Source organism: Vibrio sp. M260118, assembly GCF_036533755.1.
Classification (GTDB): Bacteria; Pseudomonadota; Gammaproteobacteria; order Enterobacterales; family Vibrionaceae; genus Vibrio.
Map to the genome: position 1 here is coordinate 1 of NZ_JATABG010000158.1, position 7,752 is coordinate 7,752.

General features: G+C 45.9%; 8 protein-coding genes. 6 read left to right on the forward strand and 2 right to left on the reverse strand.

The window, feature by feature from the left end; genetic code table 11:
- The 5 genes from QTO00_RS10900 to QTO00_RS10920 form a co-directional block, all read left to right on the forward strand.
- Positions 1 to 740 (forward strand): helicase C-terminal domain-containing protein (locus QTO00_RS10900; protein ID WP_331424821.1); only part of this gene is annotated, 740 nt, incomplete at its 5' end.
- 41 nt (positions 741 to 781) lie between these two features.
- On the forward strand, positions 782 to 1,555 hold the full coding sequence (locus QTO00_RS10905; protein ID WP_331424823.1) for a sulfite exporter TauE/SafE family protein: 774 nt from the start codon (positions 782 to 784) through the stop codon (positions 1,553 to 1,555).
- Positions 1,556 to 2,104: a primosomal replication protein gene (locus QTO00_RS10910; RefSeq protein WP_331424824.1), complete on the forward strand. Its 549-nt coding sequence runs from the start codon at positions 1,556 to 1,558 to the stop codon at positions 2,102 to 2,104.
- Positions 2,104 to 2,274: a pleiotropic regulatory protein RsmS gene (gene rsmS, locus QTO00_RS10915; protein ID WP_331424826.1), complete on the forward strand. Its 171-nt coding sequence runs from the start codon at positions 2,104 to 2,106 to the stop codon at positions 2,272 to 2,274. Before QTO00_RS10910 ends, rsmS begins: the two co-directional genes overlap by 1 nt.
- Positions 2,262 to 3,395 (forward strand): ribosomal protein uL16 3-hydroxylase, encoded by a 1,134-nt coding sequence (locus QTO00_RS10920; RefSeq protein WP_331424827.1) that lies wholly within the window; start codon positions 2,262 to 2,264, stop codon positions 3,393 to 3,395. Before rsmS ends, QTO00_RS10920 begins: the two co-directional genes overlap by 13 nt.
- A 57-nt stretch (positions 3,396 to 3,452) precedes the next feature.
- On the opposite strand, the gene QTO00_RS10925 is transcribed toward QTO00_RS10920, so the two are convergent.
- On the reverse strand, positions 3,453 to 5,570 hold the full coding sequence (locus QTO00_RS10925) for a methyl-accepting chemotaxis protein (protein WP_331424829.1): 2,118 nt from the start codon (positions 5,568 to 5,570) through the stop codon (positions 3,453 to 3,455).
- 209 nt (positions 5,571 to 5,779) lie between these two features.
- Here QTO00_RS10925 and xthA point away from each other — a divergent pair, with 209 nt between their 5' ends.
- Positions 5,780 to 6,586 (forward strand): exodeoxyribonuclease III, encoded by an 807-nt coding sequence (gene xthA, locus QTO00_RS10930; protein ID WP_331424831.1) that lies wholly within the window; start codon positions 5,780 to 5,782, stop codon positions 6,584 to 6,586.
- An 86-nt stretch (positions 6,587 to 6,672) separates the two neighbouring features.
- On the opposite strand, the gene fabV is transcribed toward xthA, so the two are convergent.
- Positions 6,673 to 7,752, reverse strand: a 1,080-nt coding sequence (gene fabV, locus QTO00_RS10935; protein WP_331424833.1) for an enoyl-ACP reductase FabV, incomplete at its 5' end; no start/stop codon positions are given.

Consider the following 7,752-nt stretch of genomic DNA (forward strand, 5'->3'; position numbering starts at 1 on the left):
GTTGTGTGGGGGCAGTACTGACTTCCGCCACCCTTCGAGCACTCAACTCTTTTAGCTTTTTCTGCCGACAATCAGGGATAAGCGAAAAAGCGGAAGATGGCGTGAGGTTTCTGGCCCTCGCCTCTCCGTTTGACTACCAAAACCAAGCCGAGCTACACGTTCCGCAAATGCGCGTTGAGCCCTCAGCTCCGCAGTTCACCGATCATTTGATTGAGAAGCTACCGAATTTGATTGAGAACAGCAAAGCCAACCTAGTGCTGTTTTCATCCTACTGGCAGATGAACCAAGTTGCCGAAGCCCTATCAGCAGACTTTGTAAAAAAAGGTTGGGCTCTGCAAGTTCAAGGTCAAGAATCGCGCTCAGAAATCCTCAAAAAACATAAAACACTGGTACAGTGCCAAAAAACCAGTGTGCTGTTTGGAACGGGTAGCTTTTCTGAAGGTTTAGACTTACCCGGTGAGCTCTTAGAAAACCTAATTATTACCAAAATACCTTTTGCTGTGCCCACTTCTCCAGTTGAACAAGCCCATGCAGAGTACATCGAAAGCAAAGGGGGTAATCCATTTATGCAGATCACTGTACCTGAAGCGAGTAAAAAGTTAATTCAGTCAGTCGGACGCTTGCTGCGCAAAGAGCGGGATTCTGGTAAAGTCATCATCCTAGACCGACGATTAGTGACTAAACGATATGGCGGTGCCTTGCTTGACTCTCTGCCACCATTTAAGCGCGTTATTGAATAATAGAGGCCATCGGGCCCAGAACTATAAAGAAGAACAACGATATGGAATTATTTGAGCCAACCATGCTATTAGTGTTGGCACTTGTCGCTTTCGTAGCAGGCTTTATCGACGCTGTTGCGGGTGGCGGTGGCATGCTTACCGTTCCTGCACTACTGTCATTGGGCCTACCGCCACATATTGCGCTTGGAACCAATAAACTCGCTGCTACTTTTGCCTCTTCTACGGCCGCCTTTACTTATTATCGCAAAAAGCTATTTAAACCTCAGTGTTGGACGCGAGCTTTTATCGCGACTTTAATTGGTGCGATATTCGGCACTCTATTTGTCGATTTGATCAGCACAGAGTGGTTAGAAAAAATCCTACCTCTGATCATTCTAGGAGCTGCGATTTATACCATCTGGCATAAAACGCCTAGCAAGGTTAACAATGAGTCGCCACAACCCTGCCCAATCTTGAACAGAAAGCAGTATGCGCAAGGTTTAACGTTAGGTTTTTACGACGGCGTAGCCGGCCCCGGAACTGGTGCATTCTGGACAGTGAGTTCAATGGCACTGTATCGACTCAATATCCTATTAGCATCAGGGCTAGCTAAGGCGATGAACTTCACCAGTAACTTCACCTCTTTAGTGACATTTGCCATACTGGGCCATATCGACTGGTTACTCGGGCTGACCATGGGTGTATGCTTAATGGCCGGTGCTTTTGTTGGCGCGCATTCAGCCATTCGCTTCGGTGCTAAGTTCATCCGTCCAGTCTTTGTTACTGTTGTGAGTATTCTTGCAGTAAAACTCGCTTACGACGCTTGGTTGATATAGATGAGTAAAGTTAAGCAATTGCAATCCACCCTTGAGCAGCTCGCCATCAATGCGGCTGCGCTCGATCGTCAAAGAGGCGAACATCACTTACCGCTGTTTGATGAGCGACTTTTTATCTGCAAAGCCAAGTTATTGGTGCCTTGCGTAAAAGAGACTCAATCTACCCTCGAAAGCATTATGCGTGAAGAAGATGCAGGTAAACTGACCGCAATGCGCGCGGAATATTTGACGGAGCGATTGCTTGCTCAAGTTAGTGCAATTCAGAGAGAGCTTGCGACAACCAAGATTCGTAAAAATGAGCCTAAACACAGCAGCTATTACCGTAAACCGATCAACGAGCTATACCAACAACTGGCCCAGCACCAAGACTGGGAACGTCGATTAATGGAAATGGTGCGCGACAAAGAACTTGCCCTTCAGTACGCCCCGCCTTTCCAACAACAAGCCGCGCAGCAAGCACTAATAAGCACCGAACAACGACTTAAACGCTGCCAGGAAGCAAAGCTTAAGATTGAAAAACAGATTACTTACAGAGAGAGAAATCAGTAATGCCTTCATCTAACTCTGGGTTAGACAATGCTCCCGATGAGATAAAACTCGCCGTTGACCTTATCTATTTACTCGAAAGCAATGAAGTTGACCCTCAAACTGCGCTCGAAGCGATAAAAATCGTGAAAGCAGATTTAGAAAGCAAACTAGGTAACTCATGTACCAGTTAAGTTTTGATCTGGACCAATTTCTATCTGAGTATTGGCATAAGAAACCCACTGTCATAAAAGCTGGCTTCAAGAATTTCGTCGATCCTATCACCCCAGATGAGCTTGCTGGGCTTGCGATGGAGGAAGAAGTAGATTCACGCTTTGTCACCAATAAAGAAAACCAATGGACGGCGCAACATGGGCCTTTTAACCAAGCCCACTTCGAAACGCTTGACCAGTCACACTGGCAACTGGTGGTCCAAGCTTGTAACCATTGGCACTTAGGCTCAGCGCAACTTATTGAACCATTTAAACAGTTACCAAACTGGTTGTTTGACGATCTGATGGTTTGTTTCTCCGCACCAAAAGGCGGCGTCGGTCCGCACATAGATCAATATGATGTCTTTATCATTCAAGGAAGTGGTAAGCGACATTGGCGCGTAGGGAGCAAAGACGTTGGCCAATACAAGGAATCAATCCAAGCAGGAGCACTGAGGCAAATTGAAGGCTTTGATGCCATTATTGACCAAGTTCTCGAGCCTGGAGACATACTATACATACCACCGGGGTTCCCTCACGAAGGTGACACGTTAGAGCCGAGCATGAGCTACTCTATTGGCTATCGCTCGCCAAAAGAGCAGGAGTTACTCAGCCACTTTGCCGACTACGTGCTTGCCAATGACAAGGGCGATGTTCATTTGCACAATCCAAGCATGAACATCCAACAGCATCATGGCGAAATTTTAGCTTCCGATAAGCATCTACTCACAGAGATGCTCAAAGCGACATTAAACAGTGACAAAGACGTTGAACGCTTCTTGGGGACTATGCTTAGCCAATCGCGCCACCAGCTCGATATCGTTGAACCCGATGAAAAGCTCGAACTGTCGGATGTACGAGAACACTTAACCACGCAAGGTGTACTGAAAAAGGTGTCCGGAGTTCGCGCTTTATATCACGAGCAATCGACGCATATGGTTTACATCAATGGAGAGGTATTTGATGTCGAGGCGCCATGGCTTATCAACGCCTTGTGCAATTGCGAGCAAATCACTCTCGAGACTTTTGCCAATGCAAACCAAGTACCTGCTGTTCAGCTTCTCACCGAATTAGTCAATAAAGGTTATTGGTATCTCGACTGATCAAATATAAAAAGGGCTTCACTCGAAGCCCTTTTCCCAATAACAACCTTGCCTTCGTTATACCTTAAACTGATTAACCAACTGCTGCTGCTTATCTGATAAATCGCCAATTTGCGAAGCTACCGTTTCAGACTCTTCAGCTTGAGAAAGTATCTGTGCACTTAAGTCACGGATGTTGCTAACACTTTGGTTGACTTCAGCAGAAACAGATTGCTGCTCCTCTGCTGCTTTGACAATTTGAGAGTTCATATCATTGATAGACGCAATAGCCTCAAAAATCTGAGTCAACTCTTTCGCGGCGTTTTGCACCTGTATTGCCGAGTCATTGGCTAAGTCGTTACCATCTTGAATCGCTTGTACCACATCCCGCGTGCCGGTTTGTACATTTTCAATAACCTGCCTAATTTCACCCACAGAGTCTTGTGTGCGACTGGCCAAATTACGCACCTCATCTGCCACAACGGCGAAACCTCGACCCTGTTCACCTGCCCTAGCCGCTTCGATGGCCGCATTAAGCGCAAGCAAGTTAGTTTGCTCCGAGATGCCTTCAATCACGCCAAGGATCTCGGTGATGTTAGCATTGTTTGCCGCAAGCTCTTCCACAACCGGAACAGCGGCGGTCATACGCTCAACCAGATTCATCATCTCGTGCTGCGACTTTTCAATCACACCCTGACCGGTTGCTGCTGCTTCGTTGGCCTGCTCAGCAGCACGCACTGCCACTTGTGCATTTTGCACAACCAAACCTGCCGTTTGAGTCAATTCTTCAGACGCGGTGGCGACCAAGTCTACCTCTTTAAACTGAGAATCACTGCTTGAGCGAGTTTGCTGCGCCGCCACTCGTGATTGCTGGGTGGTAGTACCCACTTGGTTAGTAGTATCGACAACTTCGCTGATAATGGACTGCAGCTTGTCTAAGAAGCTGTTGAACCCAAGCGCTAATTGGCCAATTTCATCTTGAGATTTAACATCGAGACGTTGCGTCAGATCTCCCTCACCAGAAGCAATATCATCAAGTCGTAGCACGACTTCACGAATTGGTTTCACTAAGCGAGAAGCTGAGATCGCAATTGTCGCAAGCCCCAAGACGACCAGAACAATGCCAGCGATTAATTCAGTTCTCACGCTAGACTCTACTTGTTGGCTGATAATGGCATCTAACTCTTCAGCATCGGCGAGTACGCTTGAACGTGGCATATCAAACAAAATGCCCCAAGTTTGGTTAGCGACCATAATCGGCGCAAAGACATATAACCACTGGCCATCCTCACTCCAATCCGTTTGTACAGACTGACCAAACAAGAGATCCGTTAGCTTGTCTGTTGAAATAATTTCGCTGGTAAATGGTTGACCCACTTGGCTGGCTGCATTGTCACTGGCAATCAATGACCCATCAAGACTCATCAGGTTAACGTTACCGTTGCCAGAAAATAACTGGCTATCCGAATTCACTACAATTGAAGACAAACCGTCTAAGCGCAGATCGATACCGAAATATCCGATCGGCTCACCCTCAACAAGAAGCGGAAAAGATATCGAACTAGTGAGAAACGAAACACCGTCTTGGTCAATGACTCGCGGTGTTGTGATACAGGTTTCACCGGAAGCGATAGGACAGTAAAAACGCTCACTGTTGATCGGATCACTGAGCATCGCCTCTGACAACACGTTCGATACTACGTTTTCACCGTTCTGTGCTGTCATCCAATAAGCTGCGAAGCGACCAATTTCATTCGAGCCGACATATTCTGCTTCGACATAGTTGCTATCTTCGCTATCGAGCATGTTAGGTTCAAACACAAGATATGCACCTTGCACGCTCTCGAAATCCAAAACGGCTCGGCGGGTCATTTCATCAAGCGCAGTTCTTAGCTCTTCACTATCACCGAAGTTCTCTTCGCTTAAATTCTTTTGGAACATGACACTTGAGGCCAGCATCTCTGCGCGATAGAGCGCTTCGTTGAGAAACTCAGAAACCTGGGTGGCATTGAGTAGAGCACGAGTTTCAACAATCTGTTCTGATTTATCGATCACAGAGTTGGCGCTCTGTTGTTTGATTTCGTGCTGATTAGAAATGGCGTTATAAACCGAAAACCCAATCAGGGAAAGAGAAGTGACAAGCAGGCAAAACCCCGCCAAAAGCGTAATTTTCCATTGCACTGATAACGTTCGCATAATACATCCTTTTAGCAAACACAAGATTTGATAGAGCAAATAACTTTTATTAATACCTATTGAATTACAACACAAATAAGTGAGAGATCAATCGAAAGTTTAAAGAAATGTTAATTGTTGCCCCATCGTTCCATTACCTTCGCTACAAACCGAATTGATGCTAGTATGATCTCACTATAATTCGAACAGTCACAAACTAAGGAATTGAAATGAAAGTTATTTCATTCAACATCAATGGACTTCGCGCCCGTCTCCACCAACTTCAAGCCGTCATCGATAAGCACCAACCCGACGTTATTGGTCTCCAAGAGATAAAAGTGCACGACGAAGCTTTCCCTCTCGAGGATGTTGAAGCCATGGGTTACAAGGTTTACTTTCACGGACAAAAAGCGCACTACGGCGTGGCGATGCTGTGTAAGAAAGAACCAATCTCTGTTCAGAAGGGGTTTCCTACCGATAATGACGAGCACCAGAAGCGTATGATCATGGTGACTTTAGAAGATGACAACGGTGAAAAGGTCACTGTATTAAATGGCTACTTCCCTCAAGGCGACAATATCAGTCACGAAACTAAGTACCCTTATAAACGCCAGTTCTATGCCGACCTAATGACTTACCTCAATGATCATCATAGTAACGATGAACAACTTATCGTGATGGGCGACATCAATATCAGTCCTATCGATGCTGATATTGGCATCGGTGAGCCTAACCGTAAACGTTGGTTAAAGACCGGTAAGTGTTCTTTCCAACCAGAAGAACGTGAATGGTTGAAAACACTTTTAGACTGGGGATTTGTTGATACTTTCCGCCAAGTTCACCCTGAAGTAAGCGATCGTTTCTCTTGGTTTGATTACCGTTCACGTGGTTTTGATGACAACCGTGGTCTTCGCATTGATGTGGTTCTTGCAACGCCAAAACTGGCACAGAAGTGTGTAGAATCTGATATCGACTACGAACTGCGTGGAATCGAAAAACCCTCTGATCACGCACCAATTTGGTCGACGTTTAAGTAATAAATTTAAGGTCAGCATGATTGCTGACCTTTTGCATAAAAATCCGGTTCTTTGGCTCCGGATTTCGTTTCAGAATTCGCGATCAATTAGATCGCAATAAAGTCTGTTTCTACTGCTGGATTCACATCCGCATCGTAGTCTACGCCTTCAACACCGAAGCCGAATAGCTTCAAGAACTCTTCTTTGTACTCTACGTAGTCAGTTAGCTCTTTTAGATTTTCAGAAGTGATTTGTGGCCACAGATCACGACAGTGCTGCTGAATATCATCACGCAGTTCCCAGTCATCTAGGCGTAGGCGGTTTTTATCATCCACTTCTGCTGCACTACCATCTTCTTTGTACAAACGCTGGCTGAACATGCGGAAGATCTGTTCCATACAACCTTCGTGTACGCCCTCTTCACGCATTTTCTTAAATACCATTGCAATGTACAGTGGCATAACAGGAATCGCAGAACTTGCTTGAGTGACTACCGACTTAAGAACCGCGACGTTTGCTGTGCCACCAGTTGCTGCTAGTTTCTCATTAAGAGCTGTCGCCGCGCGGTCTAGGTCCATTTTCGCTTTACCTAGTGCACCATCCCAGTAGATTGGCCAAGTTAACTCAGTACCGATGTAGCTGTAAGCAACCGTCTTACAACCATCAGCCAATACACCCGCTTCCGACAGAGCGTTAATCCAAAGTTCCCAATCTTCACCGCCCATAACGGTTACAGTGTCTTTGATCTCTTCTTCTGTCGCAGGCTCTACGCTCGCTTCGATGATCACGTCTTTGTTTGTATCTACAGCCGTTGATGTGTAAGTTTCACCGATTGGCTTAAGCGATGAGCGAATCAGTTCGCCCGAATCTGGTAGTTTACGTACTGGAGATGCCAGAGAGTAAACAACCATATCAATTTGACCTAAATCTTGTTTGATCAGCTCGATAGTCTTTTCTTTCGCTTCGTTAGAAAAAGCGTCGCCGTTTAAGCTTTTTGCATAAAGACCTTCTTCACGCGCCAACTTTTCAAATGCCACTGAGTTGTAGAAACCCGCTGTGCCTGGCTTTTTCTCTGTGCCTTCTTTTTCGAAGAAAACACCGATAGTTGAAGCACCGCCACCAAATGCCGCAGCGATACGAGAAGATAGACCGTAGCCACTTGAAGCACCAACAACAAGAACGCGCTT